This is a genomic window from Pseudomonas sp. CROZ-RG-20F-R04-15, from assembly GCF_022662375.1.
Classification (GTDB): Bacteria; Pseudomonadota; Gammaproteobacteria; order Pseudomonadales; family Pseudomonadaceae; genus Aquipseudomonas.
Window position 1 is genome coordinate 73,814 of sequence record NZ_JAKNQL010000008.1, and the last position, 20,246, is coordinate 94,059.

The 20,246-nt window shown below is 60.1% G+C and carries 14 protein-coding genes; 6 read left to right on the forward strand and 8 right to left on the reverse strand.

The window, feature by feature from the left end:
• The first annotated feature begins 146 nt into the window (after nt 1-146).
• The gene (locus tag L8H52_RS13965) at nt 147-1,985 is read left to right on the forward strand and encodes a sigma-54-dependent Fis family transcriptional regulator (protein ID WP_242207613.1); all 1,839 of its coding nucleotides are present in this window, start codon (nt 147-149) and stop codon (nt 1,983-1,985) included.
• Nucleotides 1,986-2,291: 306 nt separating this feature from the next.
• Here the strand turns inward: L8H52_RS13965 and L8H52_RS13970 are convergent, their stop codons facing one another.
• The 3 genes from L8H52_RS13970 to L8H52_RS13980 form a co-directional block, all read right to left on the reverse strand.
• Nucleotides 2,292-3,509 carry an MFS transporter gene (locus L8H52_RS13970; RefSeq protein WP_242207612.1) on the reverse strand — a complete coding sequence of 406 codons (1,218 nt, stop codon included), beginning with the start codon at nt 3,507-3,509 and terminating at the stop codon, nt 2,292-2,294.
• Nucleotides 3,510-3,835: 326 nt separating this feature from the next.
• Nucleotides 3,836-5,218 (reverse strand): cysteine--tRNA ligase, encoded by a 1,383-nt coding sequence (cysS, locus tag L8H52_RS13975; protein WP_016986558.1) that lies wholly within the window; start codon nt 5,216-5,218, stop codon nt 3,836-3,838.
• A 21-nt stretch (nt 5,219-5,239) separates the two neighbouring features.
• Nucleotides 5,240-6,937, reverse strand: a complete 1,698-nt coding sequence (locus tag L8H52_RS13980; protein WP_034154737.1) for a glutamine--tRNA ligase/YqeY domain fusion protein — start codon at nt 6,935-6,937, stop codon at nt 5,240-5,242.
• A 249-nt stretch (nt 6,938-7,186) separates the two neighbouring features.
• On the opposite strand from L8H52_RS13980, the gene L8H52_RS13985 reads away from it, so the two are divergent.
• Together L8H52_RS13985 and lpxH are read left to right on the forward strand one after the other, a co-directional pair.
• Complete coding sequence (locus L8H52_RS13985) at nt 7,187-7,693, forward strand: peptidylprolyl isomerase (protein ID WP_242207611.1); 507 nt, start codon at nt 7,187-7,189, stop codon at nt 7,691-7,693.
• Nucleotides 7,690-8,436, forward strand: a complete 747-nt coding sequence (gene lpxH / locus L8H52_RS13990) for a UDP-2,3-diacylglucosamine diphosphatase (protein ID WP_034154735.1) — start codon at nt 7,690-7,692, stop codon at nt 8,434-8,436. The genes L8H52_RS13985 and lpxH overlap by 4 nt, the downstream gene beginning before the upstream one ends.
• Nucleotides 8,437-8,656: 220 nt before the next feature.
• Here lpxH and L8H52_RS13995 read toward each other — a convergent pair whose 3' ends face one another.
• The 5 genes from L8H52_RS13995 to L8H52_RS14015 all read right to left on the reverse strand — a co-directional run bounded on the left by L8H52_RS13995 (nt 8,657) and on the right by L8H52_RS14015 (nt 15,058).
• Nucleotides 8,657-10,186: a DHA2 family efflux MFS transporter permease subunit gene (locus tag L8H52_RS13995; RefSeq protein WP_242207610.1), complete on the reverse strand. Its 1,530-nt coding sequence runs from the start codon at nt 10,184-10,186 to the stop codon at nt 8,657-8,659.
• Between the two features lie 137 nt (nt 10,187-10,323).
• Nucleotides 10,324-11,526 (reverse strand): HlyD family efflux transporter periplasmic adaptor subunit, encoded by a 1,203-nt coding sequence (locus L8H52_RS14000; protein ID WP_242207609.1) that lies wholly within the window; start codon nt 11,524-11,526, stop codon nt 10,324-10,326.
• A 15-nt stretch (nt 11,527-11,541) separates the two neighbouring features.
• Nucleotides 11,542-13,011: an efflux transporter outer membrane subunit gene (locus L8H52_RS14005; RefSeq protein WP_242207608.1), complete on the reverse strand. Its 1,470-nt coding sequence runs from the start codon at nt 13,009-13,011 to the stop codon at nt 11,542-11,544.
• Entirely contained in the window at nt 13,001-13,483 is a 483-nt protein-coding gene (locus L8H52_RS14010; protein ID WP_242207607.1) for a MarR family transcriptional regulator, read from the reverse strand. The genes L8H52_RS14005 and L8H52_RS14010 overlap by 11 nt, the downstream gene beginning before the upstream one ends.
• 255 nt (nt 13,484-13,738) lie before the next feature.
• A complete protein-coding gene (locus L8H52_RS14015) occupies nt 13,739-15,058 on the reverse strand; it encodes a DUF308 domain-containing protein (protein WP_242207606.1) in 1,320 nt (439 codons plus the stop codon).
• A 179-nt stretch (nt 15,059-15,237) separates the two neighbouring features.
• Here L8H52_RS14015 and L8H52_RS14020 point away from each other — a divergent pair, with 179 nt between their 5' ends.
• From L8H52_RS14020 to L8H52_RS14030, 3 genes are read left to right on the forward strand one after another with little or no spacing between them, the layout of a single operon-like run.
• Nucleotides 15,238-16,215 (forward strand): fimbrial protein, encoded by a 978-nt coding sequence (locus L8H52_RS14020; RefSeq protein WP_242207605.1) that lies wholly within the window; start codon nt 15,238-15,240, stop codon nt 16,213-16,215.
• A gap of 55 nt (nt 16,216-16,270) precedes the next feature.
• Nucleotides 16,271-19,072 carry an ATP-binding protein gene (locus L8H52_RS14025; protein WP_242207604.1) on the forward strand — a complete coding sequence of 934 codons (2,802 nt, stop codon included), beginning with the start codon at nt 16,271-16,273 and terminating at the stop codon, nt 19,070-19,072.
• Nucleotides 19,059-20,246 (forward strand): EAL domain-containing protein, encoded by a 1,188-nt coding sequence (locus tag L8H52_RS14030; RefSeq protein ID WP_242207603.1) that lies wholly within the window; start codon nt 19,059-19,061, stop codon nt 20,244-20,246. The genes L8H52_RS14025 and L8H52_RS14030 overlap by 14 nt, the downstream gene beginning before the upstream one ends.

The window sequence follows — 20,246 nt, forward strand, 5'->3', positions numbered from 1 at the left end:
GCTCGCGAAAGCGGTGTGTCAGTCGATGCAATTGTGTCTGATAGACCGCTTTCGCGAGCAAGCTCGCTCCCACAGTTGATCTGTGTGGTGCTCAGGATTCGGGTTCATAACAATAATAAAAATCGCTGCATCAGAGGCCCACTGCCATGGCCGCACCTGCCCCGCCGCTGTCCCACGACGCGATCGTCCAGACTTCCTGGCAACGTTGCCGCGCGTTCGGTCTCGACCACCAAAGCACGCCGGCCTTCGATCAATTGCCTGCCGCCGGCATCGCCCACCTGCTCGACAGCCATCACTCACTGGTGCAGACCACGCACCAGGAAGTCCTGCCCTATTACGAAAACATCCTCAGCAATTCCAACTGCCTGATCATGCTCGCCGACAATCAGGGCCAGGTGCTGACCTCGTGGGGCACGCAACGCTTTATCGAGCCGAATCTGGCGCGGGGTTTTCAGGCCGGGGCGAGCTGGGTCGAGCGCACCAGCGGCACCAATGCGATCGGCACGGCGCTGGCGTGTGAACAAGCGGTGCACATCGAACACGATGAACACTTTCTCAAGGCCAACCGCTTCATGACTGGTTCCGCCGCGCCGATTTTCGATGCCGAGCGCAAGGTCATCGCCGTGCTCGATGTGTCCAGCGACAGCTATCTGCCGCCCTCGCACACCCTGGGCATGGTCAAGATGATGAGCCAGACCGTGGAGAACCGGCTGATCCTCAACCTGTTCCATGGTCAGCATTTTCAACTGACCTTCAACACCGGGTTGAACAACCTCGACAGTCAGTGGGCCGGGTTGTTGATCTTCGATGAGAGCGGTCAAGTGCTGTCGGCCAATCGTCGCGCCGACAATCTGCTGGGTGTGCGCTTGTCACGGGTCAGTGTCGAGAGCCTGTTCAACGTGTCGTTGCTGGAATTGATCAATCAGCCGGATGGCTTGCCGTTTGCCTTGCAAACCTCCGGGCGTAACCGTTTTCAGTGTTTGTTGAAGCGGCCGAAGCAGGCGTCGATTCAGCCGCGCGTGTTTGCCGCTGAACCGAAAACCGCCACGCCCACCGCCATCAGCCTCAACACCCTGCACTTCGGCGACAGCCGCGTGGAAAAAGCCGTGCGACAGGCTGAGCGTTTGCTGGAGAAAGACATTCCGCTGCTGATCCATGGCGAAACCGGCGTCGGCAAAGAGGTCTTCGTCAAAGCTCTGCATCAGGCCAGCTCTCGCAGCAAACAGGCGTTTATCGCCGTCAACTGCGCGGCGATCCCCGCCGAACTGGTCGAGTCCGAGTTATTCGGTTACGAGAAAGGCGCGTTCACCGGCGCCAACCAGAAAGGCAGCATCGGCCTGATTCGCAAGGCGGACAAAGGCACGTTGTTCCTTGATGAGATTGGCGATATGCCGTTGCCGACGCAGGCGCGGTTGTTGCGGGTGTTGCAGGAGCGCTGCGTGCAGCCGGTGGGCAGCAGCGAGTTGTTCCCGGTGGATTTGCGGATTATCTCGGCGACTAACCGATCTTTACGCGAACAAGTGCAATTGGGGCGGTTTCGTGAGGATTTGTATTACCGCATTGGTGGACTGACGCTGGAGCTGCCGCCGCTGCGGGAGCGCAGTGATAAGGAGGCGTTGTTTAAACGGTTGTGGGAACAGCATCGTGAGCCGACGCAGTGGGCGGGGTTGAGCCCGGAGGTGCTGGAACTGTTCAGCCGTCATCCGTGGCCGGGGAATTTACGGCAAGTCAGCAGTGTGATGCAGGTGGCGCTGGCGATGGCTGAGGAGCAGCCGGTGCGGCTGGAGCACTTGCCGGATGATTTTTTTGTTGATCTGGAGATGGAGCCGGTGGAGAGCGCGGTGCCGTTGGGGGTTGATTTGAATGATGTTGAGGCGTTGAACCGAGAGTTGAAGGCTTCCGGGGGGAATATTTCGCATTTGGCTCGGCGGTTGGGGGTGAGTCGGAATACGCTTTACAAGCGGTTGCGGCAGATTGAGGGTTGAGTGAACCGCCCTTCCCCTCACCCCAGCCCTCTCCCCCAGGAGAGGGAGCCGACCGCGGTGTCTGGCGCTGGACATCGACCTGAAAAAACCAGTCGATTATGGATTCAAAGCAGCACGTTCAGGTCGGCGTATCTCGTGAACATCCCCCAATCAGCCCCTCTCCCGAAGGGAGAGGGAGCCGACCGAGGTGTCTGACGTTGTACATTGACCTGAAAAAACCAGTCGATTATGGATTCAAAGCAGCACGTTCAGGTCGGCGTATCTATTGAGCATCCCCCATTCAGTCCCCTCTCCTGGGGGAGAGGGCTAGGGTGAGGGCGAAAATTCCGGCTCAACATGCGCAACCGAAGCCGCCGCCAATGTGCGCAACCCCACCAGCACAACAACCACCATCATGATCCCCGCACCAATGGCCACACCGAACCCGGCCCGTGCACCCCAAGCATCAATGACCAGCCCCGCCAGCATGCCGCCCAGCGCAACGCCAATGCTGATACCGGTGGTCATCCACGTCAGCCCTTCAGTAATCCTCGACGGCGGGATGATGATCGTCCCCAGCTTCATCACCACGACCATCGTCGGCGCAAACGAAATCCCGGCGATAAACAGCGTCGCTGACAGGACATAAACGTCCGCGGCAAAAATCGGCAACACGCCGGTGAACGCCGTGACCAATATCCCGATCAGGAATTGTTTTTCAATCGCCAGGGAAACCCTCATTGCACCGAAGGTCAGGCCCGCCACCAGTGAACCGAACGCATAGGCGGCGAGGATGAAGGTTGCGGATGCTGGCCAACCCTGCGCATTGGCGAACGCCACGACGGCGACATCGATGGCTCCGCCAATGACTCCCATCGCCAACAGCGCCAGAACAATGGTGCGTACACCGGGAATCAGCAGGGTTGAGCCGCCATGGCTGGCGTGGCCGACGACAACCTTCGGCTCAGTCTGGCGTTGTAGCAGAAACGCCGTGACCCCGACCGCCAGCAGCCCGACCGCAACAAGCGGCCCGGCCTCGGCAAAAAAACTCACGCTCAAACCGATCGCCAATGGCGGGCCGACGATGTAGGCCATTTCGGTGAGGACCGTGTCCAGCGAGAACGCCGTGTGTAACTGCGGTTTGCCCCGGAACAACTGCGTCCATCGCGCGCGGATCATCGACGGCATGCTCGGCATCGTCCCCGCCAATGCCGCCAGAACAAACAGCAGTGTTACAGGTGCGCGCAAGTAGACGGCGGTGATCAGCGCCAGCAGCATGGCAATGCTGAACGCGGTGACGACGGGCAGTACGCGACTCTGGCCATGTTGATCGACCAGTCGCGAGATGTGCGGGCCGAGCAGTGCATTGGTCAGGGTGAACGTCCCGGCGACGGCGCCGGCCAGCCAGTAAACTCCGGTTTGCTCAACCAGCATGGTGATGATGCCGATGCCGATCATTGCCTGCGGCAAGCGTGCGATGGAACTCGCGAGCACTAGCCCGGTGGCACCGGGGGTCGTCAGCAGTTCGCGGTAGTGATTGGCCATGGTGTTTCCCTTACATGATCGTCACCGCTCAGCATCCGGCTGAACGCGTTGCCGACATCAAGACCTACGCGAACGTCAAAAGCAACCCTCACCCCAGCCCTCTCCCGGGGGGAGAGGGATCAGACCGAGGTGTCTGACGTAATGCAGCGACCTGAAAAAACGAGTTGATTATGGATTCGGCAAAAATCGCTCAGGTCGGCGTATTTCTTGAGCATCCCCCAATCGGTCCCCTCTCCCTCTGGGAGAGGGTTAGGGGGAGGGGCTTTTCTCGCGGCCAAACAAAAACCCGCACCAGGCGGGTTTTGTTTTGAAGCCAAACACAGCAATCAGTCAGCCAGACGCCAGGTAGTCCCACCCTTGCCGTCTTCCAGCACAACACCCATCGCCGTCAGCTGATCACGAATCCGATCCGACTCAGCCCAATCCTTCCCGGCCCGTGCTGCCAGACGCGCCGCAATCAGTGCATCAACCTCAGCCGCATCAACACGCCCTTCAGCGCCTGCCTGCAGGAAGTCATCCGCCTCCAACTGCAACACACCCAACACGCTCGCCAGCTCTTTCAGACGTGCCGCCAGACCTGCCGCCGCATCAAGATCGCTCTCACGCAGACGGTTGATCTCACGCACCATCTCAAACAACACAGCGCAGGCTTCCGGCGTACCGAAGTCGTCGTTCATCACCGTGGTGAAACGCTCGACAAACGCTTCGCCGCCAGCCGGCGCCACAGTCGGCAGGCCTTTCAACGCGTGGTAGAAACGCTCGAGTGCGCCCTTGGCGTCCTTGAGGTTGTCTTCCGAGTAGTTGATCGCGCTGCGGTAGTGACTCGACACCAGCAGGTAACGCACGACTTCCGGGTGATACTTTTCCAGCACGTCGCGAATGGTGAAGAAGTTGTTCAAGGACTTGGACATCTTCTCGCCATTGATGCGAATCATGCCGCAATGCATCCACGCGTTGGCGTAGGTCTTGCCGGTGGCCGCTTCGCTCTGGGCGATTTCGTTTTCGTGGTGCGGGAACTCAAGGTCGCTGCCGCCGCCATGAATGTCGAAGGTCTCGCCGAGGCAGCAGGTGGACATCACCGAGCACTCGATGTGCCAGCCCGGACGCCCGGCGCCCCATGGCGATTCCCAGCTCGGTTCGCCCGGCTTGGCGGCTTTCCACAGCACGAAGTCGAGCGGGTCCTGTTTCGACTCGTCGACTTCGATGCGCGCGCCGATGCGCAGGTCTTCGATCTTCTTGCGCGACAGTTTGCCGTAGCCCATGAATTTGGCGACGCGGTAGTACACGTCGCCATTGCCCGGGGCGTAGGCGTAACCCTTGTCGATCAAGGTCTGGATCATCGCGTGCATGCCCGGAATGTGATCCGTGGCGCGCGGCTCCATGTCCGGCTTCTTGATGTTCAGGCGCGCTTCGTCTTCGTGCATCGCGGCGATCATGCGCTCGGTCAACGCTTCGAACGATTCACCGTTCTCGTTGGCGCGGTTGATGATCTTGTCGTCGATGTCAGTGATGTTGCGCACGTAGGTCAGGTCGTAACCGCTGAACCGCAACCAGCGGGTCACCAGGTCGAACGCGACCATGCTGCGGCCGTGGCCAAGGTGGCAGTAGTCGTACACGGTCATCCCGCAGACGTACATGCGCACCTTGTTGCCATCGAGCGGCTTGAAGACTTCTTTGCTCTTGGTGAGCGTGTTGTAGATCGTTAGCACGTTATTTCCCTTGACGCTGAATCACTGGCCCCACGAATCACGCAGGGTCACGGTACGGTTGAATACCGGCTGACCTGGTTTCGAGTCCTTCAAATCGGCGACGAAGTAGCCTTCGCGCTCGAACTGGAAACGGTCTTCCGGCTGTGCATTGCCAAGCGATGGCTCAGCACGACAACCGGTCAGTACTTGCAGCGAATCAGGGTTGATGTTGTCGAGGAAACTCGCGCTGTCTTCAGCCTTCTCAGGGTTGGCCGAACGGAACAGGCGATCGTACAGACGCACTTCGCACTCGACGCTGGCCGCAGCCGGTACCCAGTGGATCACGCCTTTTACCTTGCGGCCTTCAGGGTTCTTGCCCAGGGTTTCCGGGTCGTACGAGCAACGCAACTCGACGATGTTGCCGTCGGCGTCCTTGATCGCTTCGTCGGCACGGATCACGTAGCTGCCGCGCAGACGCACTTCACCGGCCGGTTCCAGGCGCTTGTAGCCTTTTGGCGGTTCTTCCATGAAGTCGTCACGGTCGATGTAGATTTCCCGAGCGAACGGCAGCGCGCGCACGCCCATGTCTTCTTTCGGGTGGCGCGGCAGTTCGAGGTTCTCGACCTGGCCTTCCGGGTAGTTGGTGATGACGACTTTCAGCGGACGCAGTACGCACATGGCGCGTGGCGCGGTGTGATCGAGGTCGTCACGGATGCTGAATTCGAGCATGCCGAAGTCGACCACGCCGTCGGAACGGTTGGTGCCGATCATCTCGCAGAAGTTACGGATCGATTTTGGCGTGTAGCCACGGCGGCGGAAGCCCGACAGCGTGGACATGCGCGGATCGTCCCAGCCATTGACGTGCTTTTCATCGACCAGTTGCTTGAGCTTGCGCTTGCTGGTGATGGTGTAGTTGAGGTTCAGACGGCTGAACTCGTACTGACGCGGGTGCGCCGGCACTGGCAGAGCGTCGAGGAACCACTCGTACAGCGGACGATGGCTTTCGAACTCGAGGGTGCAGATCGAGTGGGTGATGCCTTCGATGGCGTCCGACTGACCGTGGGTGAAGTCGTAGTTCGGGTAGATGCACCACTTGTCACCGGTCTGGTGGTGATGCGCGTGGCGGATGCGATACATGATCGGGTCGCGCAGGTTCATGTTCGGCGAAGCCATGTCGATCTTCGCACGCAGCACGCGGGCGCCGTCCGGGAATTCACCGGCGCGCATGCGGGCAAACCAGTCGAGGTTCTCTTCAACCGAACGGTCGCGGAACGGGCTGTTCTTGCCCGGCTCGGTCAGGCTGCCACGGTACTCCTTGGCTTGCTCCGGGGTCAGGTCGTCAACGTAGGCTTTGCCGGCCTTGATCAGCTCAACGGCCCAATCGTGCAACTGGTCGAAATACTGCGAGGCGTAGCGCACTTCGCCGGACCATTCGAAGCCCAGCCATTTGACGTCGCTCTCGATCGCGTCGATGTATTCCTGGTCTTCCTTGGCCGGGTTGGTGTCGTCGAAACGCAGGTGCGTGACGCCGCCGAACTCCTGGGCCAGGCCGAAGTTCACGCAGATCGACTTGGCGTGGCCGATGTGCAGGTAGCCGTTGGGCTCAGGCGGGAAACGGGTGACGATCTGCGTGTGCTTGCCCGAGTCCAGGTCTGCCTGGATGATCGGCCGCAGGAAATTGACCGGCACGGCAGGGCCGGACTTGGCATTCGAGGTAGGGTCGACAGTGGGCTTGCTCATAGGATCCTTGACTTACATGTGCGCGGCCGCAGAGGGGGCCAGACAAAACAAAGCCGCTATCATAGCCGATGCTGTCAAGGGGCTGACAGAGCACGGCCTATAAAGGAGTGCATTTAATCGCCGGGAATTGAAAAACAGCCTCGAAATTCGCGCCTGTCACGCTAAACTGCGCACCTTGGCCCACGCTGGCTGAACCGGTTTTGGGGCTCGATGTCCCAAAACCACGAATTCCTCTAAAGAGTAGCGATCATGACTCAAGTTAAATTGACCACCAATCATGGCGACATCGTCATCGAACTGAACGCTGAAAAGGCGCCGATCACCGTCGCCAACTTCATCGAGTACGTCAAAGCCGGTCACTACGAAAACACCGTTTTCCACCGTGTCATCGGCAACTTCATGATCCAGGGCGGTGGTTTCGAGCCAGGCATGAAAGAAAAGAAAGACAAGCGCCCAAGCATCCAGAACGAAGCTGACAACGGTCTTTCCAACGAGAAATACACCGTTGCCATGGCCCGCACCATGGAGCCGCATTCGGCGTCCGCGCAGTTCTTCATCAACGTTGCCGACAACACCTTCCTCAACCACAGTGGCAAGAACGTGCAGGGTTGGGGCTACGCGGTATTCGGTAAAGTGACCGCCGGCACCGACGTTGTCGACAAGATCAAAGGTGTTTCGACCACTTCCAAGTCCGGCCACCAGGACGTACCAGCAGACGACGTGATCATCGAGAAAGCCGAGATCATCGAAGCGTGATATTGCTGATTTCAGACTTGCATCTGGAAGAGGAGCGCCCGGACATTACCCGGGCGTTTCTGGATTTGCTCGCCGGACGCGCCCGCTCGGCGAGTGCGTTGTACATTCTCGGCGACTTCTTCGAAGCGTGGATTGGCGACGACGCCATGACGCCCTTCCAGCGTTCCATCTGCCAGGCCCTGCGCGAATTGAGCGACAGCGGCACGGCGATTTTTCTGATGCACGGCAATCGCGACTTCATGCTCGGCAAGGCCTTCTGCAAGCAGGCCGGCTGTACGTTGTTGAAGGACCCGAGTGTCGTGCAATTCTATGGCGAGCCGGTGCTGTTGATGCACGGCGACAGCCTGTGCACCCGCGATGTCGGCTACATGAAGCTGCGGCGTTATCTGCGTAACCCGATCACGCTGTTTATCCTGCGTAATCTGCCGTTGAGCAGCCGCCACAAACTGGCGCGCAAACTGCGCAGCGAGAGCAAGGCGCAGACGCGGATGAAGGCCAATGACATTGTCGATGTCACGCCGGAAGAGATTCCGCGGATCATGCAGGAATATGGCGTGAAGACGTTGATTCACGGACACACTCATCGCCCGGCGATCCACAAGTTGCAGCTCGGTGAGCAGGCGGCGAAGCGGATTGTGCTGGGGGATTGGGATCGTCAGGGTTGGGCGTTGCAGGTGGATGAGAGCGGGTACGCGCTGGCGCCGTTCGACTTCGCCCCGCCGCTGGCTTTGCCGCACGGCTAAAAGCTTTACCCCCTCACCCCAGCCCTCTCCCCCAGGGGGGCGAGGGGGAAAGGGAGCCGATTTCTGTGCTTTTCAAAACCTGAGTTCGACTCACAATCTCAAATCATGCTTTCCCTTAACCCGAGTTCAACTCGGTGGCTCAGGTCGGCGTACCTCGAACATCCACCACGGTCAGTCCCCTCTCCCTCTGGGAGAGGGTTAGGGTGAGGGGCTTTTGACCTCAGTGCCCGGAAGCCGCTGGGCCTGCTTTCGCAGCAAACGGCGGCTTCGCCAGCCACACAATCAGAATCAACCCCATAAACCCCCACCCCAGCAACGTGAAGTAATCCACGGTGGAGAGCATGTACGCCTGACTGGTGAGGATCTGATCCATCTGCGCATAAGCCGACCGGCTCGCCCCGCCCAAATGATTCAAGGTCTCGCGCGTCGCCGGCTCAAAGGTGCTGATACTTTCACTCATATACGCATGATGCTGATCCGCCCGGCGAATCCAGATCCACGTAGTCAACGAAGCCGCAAAGCTACCGCCCAACGTCCGCAGGAAAGTCGCAAGACCGGCACCATCGGCAATCTGGCTCGGCGGCAGATCCGACATCAGAATGCTCAAGGTCGGCATAAAGAACAGCGCCACCCCAATACCCATGAACAACTGCACCAGCGCGATGTGCTGGAAGTCCACCTCGTTGGTGAATCCGGCCCGCATAAAGCAGCTCAAACCAATCGCCAGAAACGCCAGCCCGGCCAGTAACCGCAGGTCGAACTTGTTCGCGTACTTGCCGACAAACGGCGACAGCAGCACCGGCAGAATGCCGATCGGCGCCACCGCCAGACCGGCCCAGGTCGCGGTGTAGCCCATCTGCGTTTGCAACCACTGCGGCAGGATAAGGTTGATACCGAAGAACCCGGCGTAACCCAGTACCAACACCAACGTGCCGATGCGGAAGTTGCGGTAGGCGAACAGCCGCAGATTCACCACCGGATGCTGGTCGGTCATTTCCCAGATAACGAACACCGCCAGCGCGATCACCGAAATCGCCGCGCCGATGATGATGAAGTTCGACTCGAACCAGTCCAGGTCATTGCCTTTGTCGAGGATCACCTGCAACGCGCCGACGCCGATGATCAGGGTGATCAGCCCGACGTAATCCATCGGCTGACGGCTGGTTTCCACCGGGCGTTTGGCCAGTTGCGAACGCACCACCATCACCGCAAAAATCCCGATCGGCACGTTGATGAAGAAAATCCACGGCCAGCTGTAACTGTCAGTAATCCAGCCCCCGAGAATCGGCCCGGCAATCGGCGCGACCACCGTGACCATCGCCAGTAACGCCAGGGCCATGCCGCGCCTCGCCGGCGGATAGACCGCGATCAACAGGGTTTGCGTCATCGGATACAGCGGCCCGGCGACCAGACCTTGCAGCACGCGGAAGCCGATCAGTTCCGGCATCGACGTCGAGATACCGCACAGAAACGAGGCCAACACGAACAGAATGGTGGCCCACAAAAACAGCTTCACCTCGCCGAAACGGCGGCTGAGCCAACCGGTCAGCGGCAGCGCAATCGCGTTGCTCACGGCGAACGAAGTGATCACCCAAGTGCCCTGCTCCGAACTCACCCCGAGGTTGCCGGAAATGGTCGGCAGCGCCACGTTGGCGATGGTGGTGTCGAGCACTTGCATGAACGTCGCCAGCGACAGGCCAATGGTGCTGAGCAACAGGCTGGGCGGCGTGAAAGAGGCGTTATTGCTCATTGTGAATCCTATGAAACCTGATTAGCGCCGGGCCCTTTGTGGGAGCGAGCCTGCTCGCGAATGCTGACTGACATTCAACATGGAAGTTGTCTGACACACCGCTTTCGCGAGCAGGCTCGCTCCCACAGGGTGAGGGATCAGCGTTGCGCGGTTTTGCTGACCGCGGCGCTGTTGTCGTGGATCAGTTGCGCAATCATCGCGTCGGCTTCGGCCAGTTGGCGGTCGTAGACGTTGGTGCTGAACGAGGCATTTTGCGGTGGTTGCTGCGCCAGCACAGGGCCGCTCTGGTCGTGCAGGTTCACTTCAACATTGGTCGACAGACCAACGCGCAGCGGGTGCTTGGCCAGTTCTTCGGCGTTGATGTGAATGCGCACCGGCACACGCTGAACGATCTTGATCCAGTTACCGGTGGCGTTCTGCGCCGGTAGCAGAGCAAACGCGCTGCCGGTGCCGGCGCCGAGGCTGTCGACGGTGCCGCTGTATTTCACGTCGCTGCCGTAGATGTCGGATTCGATATCGACCGGCTGACCGATGCGCATGTCACGCAGCTGGGTTTCCTTGAAGTTGGCGTCGATCCACAACTGATCCAACGGAATCACCGCCATCAACGCGGTACCCGGCTGCACACGCTGACCGAGTTGAACGGTGCGTTTGGCCACGTAACCGGTGACCGGCGCGATCAACGTGCTGCGGGCGTTGGTCAGGTAGGCCTGACGCAGATCGGCAGCGGCGGACATCACGTCCGGGTGCGACGACACCACAGTGTCGTCAACCAGCGCGCTAGTGGTTTTCAGTTGCTGTTTGGCGTTGGCCAAGGCGTTTTGCGCCGAGGTCAGGTCGTCGCGAGCGTGGGACAGTTCTTCCTGGGAAATCGCCCCGCCCTGCGCTAGGTTTTTCCGGCGGTTGTAGTTGTCCTGGGCTTTCTGCACTTCGGCCTGTTGCGCGTTGACCTGGGCTTTCATGCCATCAACATTGCTATACAAACCGCGCACCTGACGCACGGTGCGCGCCAGTTTCGCTTGGGCACTTTGCAGACCGACTTCAGCGTCGTTCGGGTCGAAGTTGATCAGCACCTGACCTTCGTGAACCAGATCACCATCGTCAGCGCCAATGCTGACCACAGTGCCGGTCACCAGCGGGGTGATTTCAACGACGTTGCCGTTGACGTAGGCGTCGTCGGTGCTTTCGTTAAAGCGCCCGATAAACTCGTGATACGCCCAGACGCCGGCGCCGGCGAGCAGGACGACAACGGCCAGCACCAGCAGCATGACTTTGCGTTTGCGCGGGTTGCCGGTGTCCGGGGTGTTGCCTTGAGCTTGGGTGTTTTCGGCAGTGGCCATGACAATTACCTTGAATTAGTTGTGCGGCGTGGCTGGGACGGCGTTGGCTGCGGTCAGGGTGTCTCCCTGGAAGCCGCCGCCCAGCGCTTGCATCAGTTGAATCGACAGGTCGATCTGCTCGGCATTGAGGTTGGCCAACTGACGCTGGGCCTGCAGCAATTGCTGCTCGATGCTGAGCACGTCCAGGTAGTTGCCGATGCCGGAACCGTAACGCTGGACGACGGTGTTGTAAGAATCCTGAGCAATGTCGGTGGCGTGTTGCTGCGCACCGATCTGCCGACCGATGTCTCGCAACTGGTTGATCGTGTCGCTGACATCGCCCAGTGCTTTCACCAGACTTTTGTTGTACTGCGCCACCGCCAGGTCGTAGTCGGCGTCGCGCGCATCGAGGTTGGCGCGCAGGCGTCCGCCGTCGAAAATCGGCACGGAAATGGTCGGGGCAATGTTGAAGAAGCGACTGGCCGAACCGAACATCGCGTCACCCAACAAAGATTCGGCACCGGCCGAGGCCGTGAGGTTCAAGTTGGGATAGAACTGGGTTTTCGCCGAGTCGATATCCTTGCTCGCGGCTTCGACACGCCAGCGCGCGGCGACCAGATCCGGGCGCCGACCGAGCAGTTCCGCAGGCAACACCGACGGCACCGCGACAGCGCTGGCTTGCAGGACTTTCGGTCGGGCGATTTCGCTGCCGCGATCCGGGCCTTTGCCGAGCAGCACGGCCAAGGCGATTTTGGCGCTGTTCAGGCGCTTTTCTGCGTCGATCAGGCTGGCTTCGGAACTGGCTTCCAGACTTTGCGTTTGCTGGAACTGGTACTGACTGTCGATCCCGGAGCTCAGGCGACGCTGGCTCAGGTCGAGCATCTGCTTGGTGCGCTTGAGATCGTCGTTGGCCAGGTCATAAACGATGTGTGCCTGACCGAGATCGCTGTAGGCACGAGCGACATCGGCAGCAAGCGTCAATTGTGCAGCCTGACGATCGACTTCAGCGGCGCGGGCCTGACCGAGTGCGGCTTCCCAGGCATCACGCTGACCGCCCCAGAGGTCGAAGTTGTAATTGAAGCCGGCGCTGACGTTCCGCACGGTGGCGTAGGCATCGCCCTGCCCTCGCGGATCCTGATCCTTGGCCAGACGCGAACGGCTGATGCCGGCGCTGGCGTCGAGGGTCGGATAGCGCGCGGCATCGGCGGCATACGCGGCGGCGCTGGCCTGATGGGCGCGGGCTTCGGCGATCTGCATGTCCGGGCTGTCGTGCAGGGCTTCGCGGATCAAGCCGTCGAGTTGCGGATCGCCGAGGCTGGTCCACCAGTCGCTTTTCGGCCACGCGGCCGGCGACAGGGTCACGCCATTGAGGGATTGACCGACTTTCAGGCTTTTCGCATCGAGGCTCGCGCCCGACGTGTCGAGCCCGGTGTAGTTGGCGCAACCGGCGAGGATCATCGCCGACAGCACCAGGGTCAGGCTGCTGCGCAAGGTTTTACCGCTCATTGTGTTCACCTAAGCGCTGGAGGGTGATCGGGTCACCGGCTGCCAGCAGGATTTTCTTGAGGATGTATTCCAGGGTCTTCAACTCGTCCGGAGTGACGGCGCCGGCCAGTTCATTCATCGCATCGGCGCCGATGTGCGGCAGGCGATCAGCCAGTTGCTGGCCTTGCTCGGTCAGCTTGAGTTGCACCTGACGACGATCGCCTTCGCTGCGCTGGCGAGCCAGAAAGCCTTTCTGCTCCAGACGATCGAGCATGCGCGTCATCGAACCGCTGTCCAGCGACAGGTGCCGGCACAGTTCGGCCGGGGTATCGACGCCGTACTGGGCCATGATGATCAACACCTTGAACTGCGCGGCGGTGATGCCGTGGGGTTCCATGTGGGTGTCGATGATCCGGTCCTTGAGCAGCGCAGCACGGCCAAGCAACAGGCCGAGATGGCAGTGTTTGAATTCGTCCGGGGTGAAATGCTTCATTTGCTCACCTAATAACTGCCTAGGCAGTGAATGTATGTCGAGATGTTACTGCCTAGGCAGCGAATGTCAACGAAATAGTTAGCAGGCTTGGTAATTAGTTGACCAATGGAGTTGGTTTTTGCGGCGCCCACGCGGACGCTTTCGCGAGCAAGCTCGCTCCCACAGGGTCATGCCCCAGCCAAACAATATTGGCAACGACACAAAACCTGTGGGAGCGAGCCTGCTCGCGAAGGCCGCGACTCGGTACAGGATTGATCAGGATTCGTCGGAAGGATGAACAGATGGCGGCTGCACCGGATGCACCTCACGCCCGCGCAAGGCAGTCGCCACATACCCAAACGCACGCTTGCTCACCGCATAAATGCTGTGCCAGCCCGGCGGTGCCGGTTCGATGGCAGCGTGCAACGCTCGCGCATAGTCGAGCACCAAACCGGGCGTCCAGGCCATCGCCTCGGCGCGTTTGCGCACTTGCGCGGCAACCCAGAACTCGGGGCTGAAGATGATCCGGGCAAAATCCAGCATGCTCGAATGCCCCCGGTTCATCGCCCCTTCAAGGGCCGCTTCAAGGCTATGGGCGACGGCACTGGAGCAGTTGCGGCTGGTGAGGTTGTACGTGCTGTTCTGCCGATACTCCGTCCAGAACGCATGCAGTCGCCGGGCGTCGTAGTGGGCAAAACTGACCTGCACCGAAGACGGGCACCAGTCCGCCACCTCACCGGCATAGTCGGGCAGAAACCGGCCGGCGACATCGTTGTTCGGCGTCGCCCGCAGCAAGCGCACGAAATCCCCTGCCGAACGATCGATGTCATCCAACGGGTAATGGCTGATGTAAATGTCCGGGCCACATTCCAGTGCCGCATGGCCGGCGGAGATCACGCCGTTGATGTCGACCGCCGCGATGTAGCGATTGAGCAGGCGATTGCGCACCAAGGTGTCATCGACGGTGCCGCTGGGGGTCCAGACATGAATGACCAACGCGTCGCTGCTGGCCGGCGCACTGACCGACAAAGGGCTTGTCAGCGGCGGCTGGTGCTTGAAGCGCACCGCTTGCCGCAACAAAGCGCAGCCCGAGAGAAACAGGCTCATACCGATGCAGAACGGCACCGTGCCCTTGTACAGTGTCGGATACGGCTCAAGGATAAAAACGCCAAAGCCGATTTCGAACAACCCCGCCAGCAGCGACACTTGCCAGCCGACAAAGCGCACCACCACCGCCGCCGCCAGCCTGAAGACCCCATCAATGATGAAAGCCCCGCCAAACAGCACCGCCAGAATCAGCCCGGCGGCGTGTTGCCGGTCGACGATCAGCAGCCCCAGCAAGAGAAACGCCAGACCGCGCGCTTTGCGCAGGGCCGCAGCGGTCCCGGCTTGCGGTGCCGGCACCAGCAGCAGGATCAGCGCTTCGAGCAACAACAGATAGCCGAAGAGATGCAGCGGAAAATACAAAACGCCATCCAGCGCATCAATGAAGATGCCCACACCGGCCGCGCCCCAGGCGATGCCCGTCAGCGCCAGCGCGGACCAACGCTTGCGCACAAACTCGTGACCGAGCAAGACCATACTCAAGCGGACCATATGACCTCTCTGGTAAACCGGGGGCCGCACAAACTGCACGGTTTTCAGGCTCAGGTGAGTCTAATACATCGTTGCGTTTGCGGATTCGCGCGAGGGTGTTCTAAGAATCGCCTGATGTCCATCGGTATACACCGCGTTTAACGTATGCCGCTCTTTGGCCAATTACGTAAACCCTCTTCATGAAGCGTTTCAAAGTCCAGCGCCCGCTCCTGTTCTGTATCGCAGCCACCTTGTTTGCCTGCGCCTCGAACGTGATGGCCGGCAGCTGCGTTGCAGGCAATTCAAAGACTGAAACCCTCAACTTTGGCGCCAGTCTCGCCAGTTCGACTCTGACCATTGCTGCCGACACACCCAATGGCACCGTTGTCTATCAGGACACCGTGCAGTCAACCGGCCATAGCTGGAGCTGCTCGAAGATTTCCATGTATGGCATTCAGATGAATCCGAAACTGGGCACCGCCACCGGTACGGACAGTATTTTTCCGTTGGGCAACAGCGGACTGTCCTACCGCGTCTGGCTCGAAGCCCTGAGCCGTTACGAAACAGCTTTGCAAGCCATCGCCGCGAACTCCGCCAGCTCCGCCTATGGCTTCGGCGCGAACTTCGTGCGTCTGGAAATCATCAAGACCGGCGAGCTGACGTCAAAAGTCAACATCGACGCGGGGTATCTGGGCAGCCTGCAGGACGATGATCTGATCCTGAAGAAACTTAACCTGATGAACCCTATCGTGCTGAACGCTGCCTCCTGCCAGACCCCCTCGGTGCCGGTGGCGATGGGCGACGATTATCAACTACACGAATTCCGCGAAGCCGGCGCCACGCCACGCAAAGTGCGATTCGACATTGCATTGAACCAATGTCAGACCGGGATCAAGAAAGTCACTTATTCACTCAAGGCCAACACCCCGGTCCTTGATGCAACCAAAGGTGTCGTTGCACTCAATTCCAGTTCCACCGCCAAAGGCATCGGCTTGCAAGTGATGAATGAACTCGGCCAGCCCATCGCTTTCGACACCACCTACCCGTTCAACGGCTTCACCACCACAGGGCTCAATTTCAAAATCCCCTTTTCGGCCGCGTATTACCGTCTGGGCACTGAGAGTATCGAGGCCGGCAGTGCCAATACCGAAGTGACCTTCATCGTCAATTACCTGTGACGCTATTAAGGATCGTCTGATTCTCCCGGCGCCCGCTCGCCCCTACTGTGCCGGGATGAGATTGAAGAACTACCTCCATCAGATCAGCCCGCTCCTGTCCTCGCCCGATGCGGCGCGGCGCCTGCTGCGCATTTTTGCCCTGGTGCTGCTGGTGGGCATTCTCGGCGGCGTCTACAGTTTCCTGCTGTTTACCTTCAACAATGAGATTTCCCAGCGGCGCAGCTACATGAGCAGCGCCATCGCCGAGGCGCATACGTTTTTCACCACCCGTGAGGCGCTACTGGAAAGCCTGAGCCTGTCGGCCACGCGCAAGGCCGAAATCAACGAGCCGGTGTCCGAAGAGGAAATCCGTCTGCTGCTGGGGCAAACGCCGGGCAAGCAATGGAGCATCTGGCTGACTCAGCGCATGCGCGATTACCTGACAGCCAAGCAGCTCAATCTGCTGTATGTCAGCAACGGCGGTCATGTATTGCGGCTATACAACGCGACACCGCTGGTCGCCGGTTTGCCACAGGCGACGCTGGATCAGTTGGAAGCGCTCAAGCTCACAGCGACCTTGTCGGAACTGTGGCTGACCCATGCCGCAGACGGCCACTCGCAGCTGTACATCTTCATTCGCCTGGATGAACGCGACGTCCACTCCGGCTGGCTCGGCCTGGAAATGGACGACCGTGAAGTCTCCAGCGCCTTGAACGACCACAGCGCCGGCGAGTTCACCATGTTCAACTCACAAGGCAAACCGCTGTTCAGCAACAGCCACAAACCACCGCCCGAACAGAACCTGCCATTGCTGCGACAACAGGATTTCTTCGGCTTCGTCGGCAATGGCTGGCTGCCCGAGCAATTGGTGTTGCGCAAGCAACTGAAATCCTCGGACTGGCAGCTGACTTACTCCATCGACTTGCTGGCGGTACTGCGCGCCCTGTGGCCACAAATGCTCGGCGCGCTGCTGTTCTGTGTGTTGAGTATCAGCCTGGTGTGCCTGTTGGTCCGCCGTCTGGAGCATCGTTTCATCACCCCGGCAATCCAGCGCATTCAGGCGCTGGTGGAAAGCGAGCTGTTCAGCCGCGACGTGATTCAGACTGCGCCCGTGGCGCTATGTGTGTTGCGCCGCAGTGACGGTCAAGTGGTGCTGGATAACACCCTCGCGCGGCAATGGCTGGGCCAGTGCAGCGAGCAACTGGGGGCTGACTGGATCCGCGATGCGTTTGACGACAACACGCCATGCCTGACTGACTACTTCGAGACCGCTGATGGTCGTCACCTGTACCTGAGCTGCGCACCCACCCGTTACAAGGGCGAAGACGTGTTGCTTTGTGCATTCAGTGACATCAGCGCACGACGGCAGATCGAAGCAGCGCTGGAACAGGCACGCCAATCGGCCGATGCGGCCAACGAAGCCAAGACCTTGTTTCTGGCGACCATGAGCCACGAAATCCGCACCCCGCTCTACGGTGTACTGGGCACCCTGGAATTGCTCGCGCGCACGCAGTTGGACACTCAGCAGAAAAGTTACCTGCGGGCAATCGAGGGATCATCGGCTACGTTGCTGCAGTTGATTTGCGACGTGCTCGATGTGTCGAAGATCGAGGCCGGGCAACTTGCACTGGAACTGAGCGAGTTTTCCGTTGTGAATCTGGTACACGAAGTGGTGCAGGGTTACGCCGCTGCCGCGCAAAGCAAAGGTTTGCAACTCTATGCCTGTCTGGACCCGCAACTGCCTGAATGCTTGATCGGCGATGTCAGCCGGGTGCGACAGATCCTCAACAATCTGCTCAGCAACGCGGTCAAATTCACCGATTCCGGGCGCGTGGTGTTGCGGGTCAGACTGATCGCTCGCGAAGGCGAACGCGTGTGCCTGCAATGGCAGGTTTCGGACACCGGCAAAGGCATCGCCCACGACGATCAGGCGTTCATTTTCGAACCGTTCTACCAGACCGCCGGCAACACCAATGTGGTCGCTGGCACGGGCCTCGGTCTGCCCATTTGCCAACGTCTGACGCATTTGATGAACGGCACTCTGCGCATGGTCAGCGAGCCGGGCCTGGGCAGCAGTTTTTCCCTGAGCGTGCCGCTGGAGCAACGTTCCTGCGAGGCACCAGCCGCCGCTTCGCCACCATTGGCAGCGGATATCGTTTATGTGGTCTCACCGATCCGCGAACTGGCCGACAGCATCAGCGGCTGGCTGCGGCGTTGGGGCGCCCGCCCGCATATCGGCGCACCTGACGGCAGGGAGCCCGATGCGACGGCTGTGCTGCTGGAACTTTATCCCGCAGCCATCGGACAGCGCCCGAGCCTGCCCTGGCGTGGGCCGCGTGTACTGGCCAGCGGTGACGGCGCCCACGAGCCGCACTTCAGCGGCGACGGCTGGCAGGTCCATCTGAATGACCTGCTGGCGATTCAACGGGCCGTTCGCCAGGCCCAGAGCGGCCAGATCGCCCACCATCCGCAAGCCAGTGAACCCTACGCGCTGCGCCCGTTGCATCTGCACATTCTGGTGGCTGAAGACAACGTCATCAATCAACTGATCCTGCGCGACCAGCTCGAAGAACTAGGCTGCACCGTGGCGCTGGCCAGCGATGGCGAAGAGGCCTTGTCACACTGGCGCGATGCTGCGTTCGACATCGTCCTGACCGACGTCAACATGCCTCGCCTCAATGGCTACGAACTGGCCAAAGCCCTGCGGCGCCTCGGGTGCAGCACTCCGATCATCGGCGCCACCGCCAATGCCCTGCGCGGTGAAGATGCGCTGTGCCTGGCTGCCGGCATGAATCACTGTCTGGTCAAACCTTTTACGCTACGAGCCTTGTTCGCTGTCCTGGCTCCTTACAAACGAGTCGCCCATGAAGCCCTGTAGCATTCTGATTGTCGAAGATCACCCCTTCCAGCACCTGTACTTGCAGAACCTGTTCAGCGAGTTGGGCGACTTCGATCTGGCGTGCGCCAGGGACGGCGAAGAAGCACTGGACTGCCTGAAGCAACGCGACTTCGATCTGGTGCTCACCGACCTGCTGATGCCGGGCATGGACGGTGTGCAATTCATTCAGGGCCTCGCCGCCCAACGCTCACGCCCGGCACTGGCGATCATGAGCGCTGCCTCCCGGCGCATGTTGATGGGCGCGAGCCTGGTGGCGAGCAACCTGCAGGTAAAAGTCATCGGCCTGATTTCCAAACCGGTGAACGCTGCCGCCCTGCGTTGCCTGATCGATCAATTGCAGGCGCTGCGCCAGAGCGTCCCGGCGGCGGCCCACCCCGGCATCGATCGCCAGAGCATTCTGAATGCCCTCGACAACGGTGAACTGCAAGCCTGGTTTCAACCCAAAAAAGCCTTGAACAATGGGCGGATCGTTGCCGCCGAAGCATTGGTACGCTGGAATCATCCCGAGCATGACCTGCTGCTGCCCGGGGTGTTCTTGCCGGCGTTGATTGCTTTCGATCTCGAGGAGCCGCTGCTTTGGTGCGTACTCAAACAAGCGATCGCCGCCCAGGCCACTTGGCGCAAACAGGGCTACGACATTCCGGTCTCGATCAATCTGCCCACGCACTTGCTCAACAGCCACGACCTGCCTGATCGCATCCTCGCTTTTGTGCTGGCCCATCAAGGCCTGCCCGCGCGAATCTGTTTCGAGTTGATGGAGTGCTCGGTGCCCGATGACATCAGCAATTTCTACGCCGGCGCGTGCCGCTTGCGGATCAAAGGTTTCGGTCTGTCGCAGGACGATTTCGGCAAGGGCTACAGCTCGTACATGAACCTGGTGTCGGCACCGTTCACCGAACTGAAAATCGACCGCGCGCTGGTGCAAGGCTGCAACGCCAACGCCGAACTGGCGCAAGCCCTGACCAGCATTGTCAGCCTCGGTCGCCAATTGGGCTTGACGGTGGTGGCCGAAGGCGTAGAAACCGCACAAGAACTTGCTCTGCTGCGTAAAATCGACTGCACTCAGGTTCAGGGTTTCCTGATCTCCCACGCCGTTTCAGCCGATCAGTTCCAGCACTTGCTGACCCAAGACGGGCCGGCGACTGCCTATTGA